Genomic DNA, 2,886 nt, shown 5'->3' on the forward strand with positions numbered 1-2,886 from the left:
CTCCGTACTTAAATATAACTTTTAGCGTAGGCGCAGCCCGCCGAAGGCATCGCACTTTTTTTGTCCGACCTCACAAAATCGCATTGCTCCCTATGTGGATCATGTTCATCAACAAACAATACCTGAATATCAGGAACATCTGCATTCACTGGCACGTGATACTCAGCTAAATCATGGTTAACAACGCGTCCAAGATTGGGGTCTGTCACCGTGTGTTCCATTAACGCCATGCCAATACCATAGATAATCCCACCGATTAGCTGACTGTTGGCTGTTTTAGCGTTGAGTATGCGTCCAACACCGAAAGTTCCCACCCAGCGTGTTACTCGCACTTCGCCAGAATCAGGATTAACGCGGACTTCGGCAAATTGCGATCCAAATGCATGCATTGAGAACTTCTTTTGTTCCTCTCCGAGTTTGGCATCTGCACGCGCTTCAATCATTTTCATTCCATGCCGGGCCAAAATTGCCTGATATGTTTCGGTTGCAGACGATTTATTTTTTAAGAAAAAGCTGCCATTTTCGGCAATCACATCCTCAGCGTTTGAACTATAAAGCGGCGATTTTTGATCGGCAAGTGCTAGTTGCAAAAGTTGAGTGCGAGCTTGATTTGCCGCTAAATGCACGGACGAGCTGACACTGGCGGCAGTTTGCGAACCACCGGAAACGGGGGTTTCTGGCATCTTAGTATCGCCTAGTTCAAAGCTAACTTTGTCAACTGGTAAACCCAGCGCCTCAGCTGCAACCTGAGTCATTACAGTATAAGTTCCTGTGCCAATATCTTGCGAACCACTCTGCACAACGGCTGTACCGTCTGCCATAATTCGGGCGATCGCTGATGCTGGAGAACGGTTGGTTGGATAAGTTGCTGTTGCCATACCCCAGCCAATCAAATAATTGCCATCTCGCATTGAACGGGGCTTAGGATTGCGCTTTTGCCAGCCAAACTTTTCTGCTCCTAATCTGTAGCACTGGATAAGCGACTTGCTCGACCAAGGCAGTCCTTTACTAGGATCGACATCAGCATGGTTACGCAGTCGCAGCTCTACCGGATCGATATTCAGCGCATAAGCCAGTTCATCCATTGCCGATTCTAAGGCGAACGATCCTGAAGCTTCTCCTGGGGCCCGCATGAAAGTTGGTGTTCCTTCATCCAGCTGCACAAGACGGTGGCTAGTTTCAATATTCGGGCAAGCATAAATCATGCGGGCGCTTTTACCAACAGGTTCGATAAATTCATCGAAAGTTGAAGTCTGCGAAGTCCCAGCATGTCGCAGAGCTGTCAATTTGCCCTCACGGGTTGCACCTAGAGAAACCTGTTGAATTGTCTCTGGTCGAAAGCCGACAGGCCCATACATTTGTATCCGTCCCAGAACTAATTTCACTGGACGCTTAACCTGTCGTGCTGCCATCGCCGCTAGAGGCACATGCGACCAAGCCGACCCTTTGCAACCGAAGCCACCGCCAACAAAGTAAGACATAACGCGGACTTTCTCTGGCTCAATTCCTAATACTCCCGCAACTTTTTGTTGAGCCGAAAAGATTCCCTGAGTTGCGTCATACAGCAGCAGTTGATCACCCTGCCAAACCGCTGTTGTAGCATGAGGCTCCATCGGATTGTGATTTTCGATCGGTGTAGTGTAGGTTTGCTCGACGCGGACAGCCGCAGCCGCTAGTCCCTGGTTGACATTGCCGTGAGTTGAATCGGGCGACTCTTCTTTAGGGATTTTACCTTTAGGCAAGTATGCCTTAGCGAGATTGTCCCGCATATTAATGGTTGGTTTCTCTTCCTCATAGCGAACTTGCACCAATGAGGCAGCATACATAGCCCGTTCAAAAGTATCGGCAACGACGACACCAATGTGCTGACCGCTATAAAGTACAACGTTATCTTGCAGCACTTGCAGCTTGCGACCGCCGCCCTTTTCTCCAGAAGCTTTGGGCGCGTTGAGGTGGGTAATAACTGTTAATACACCCGGTATTTGCTCTGCTGCCTTTGTATCAATTTTGGTAATCTTACCTTTGGCGATCGTGCTTTGAATCGTCACACCATAAGTCATTTTTGCTACCGGAAACTCTGCCGAATAGCGTGCGCCGCCGGTTACCTTGAGATATCCATCAACTCTGTTTAGCGGTTTACCGACAACTGTATTTGTATCCCCTGTATTCATGCCATTCCTCCCACCGTGAAGAGCGCCTTAACAATTGTGCGTTTAGCCAGTTCAACCTTAAACCCGTTGTATTTTTGAGGTTTAGCTCCGGCGACAGCTGCGGACGCTGCTACTTGAAATGTTGCTTCATTTGCAGGCTTGTTCAAAAGGGCTTTTTCAGCTTCAAAGGCACGCCAGGGCTTTGTTCCTACCCCACCCAAGGCAATGCGTGCCGAGCGAATGATCCCATTTTGAATATCCAGCGCTGCCGCCACTGATGCCATTGCAAAAGCATAGGAGGCGCGATCGCGGATTTTTAAATAGTGCGATCGCCTCGCAAGGTTTGAAGCAGGCAAATCAACGGCAACGATTAACTCTCCGTGTTGCAAAACTGTCTCTCTTTCTGGTGTATTGCCGGGTACGAGATGAAAATCTACCAGCGGAATACTGCGCTCTCCATTCGGGCCGCGTGTTTGCACAACTGCATCAAGTGCGATCATTGCCACAGCCATGTCGGAAGGATGAGTGGCAATACAGCGATCGCTTCCGCCAAGAATCGCGTGAATGCGGTTGTAACCTTCAATTGCTGCACAACCTGAACCTGGAACACGCTTATTGCAGGGCATTGAAGTGTCGCGGAAGTAGTAGCAACGCAATACTTTTCGGTTAAGAATTAAGCAGTATTGATAATGGAAAAATTAAGTGGCTGGCGTTGAGTACCAGTTCCTCTATCGCA

General features: G+C 48.8%; 2 protein-coding genes. Both read right to left on the reverse strand.

From position 1 onward, the window contains the following. Positions 1-8: 8 nt before the first annotated feature. On the reverse strand, positions 9-2,171 hold the full coding sequence (locus V7K21_RS00125) for a xanthine dehydrogenase family protein molybdopterin-binding subunit (protein ID WP_335170822.1): 2,163 nt from the start codon (positions 2,169-2,171) through the stop codon (positions 9-11). After that, on the reverse strand, positions 2,168-2,776 hold the full coding sequence (locus V7K21_RS00130) for an FAD binding domain-containing protein (protein ID WP_335170823.1): 609 nt from the start codon (positions 2,774-2,776) through the stop codon (positions 2,168-2,170). Before V7K21_RS00130 ends, V7K21_RS00125 begins: the two co-directional genes overlap by 4 nt. Positions 2,777-2,886: the final 110 nt, after the last annotated feature.

The organism is Nostoc sp., assembly GCF_036919595.1.
Classification (GTDB): Bacteria; Cyanobacteriota; Cyanobacteriia; order Cyanobacteriales; family Nostocaceae; genus Nostoc.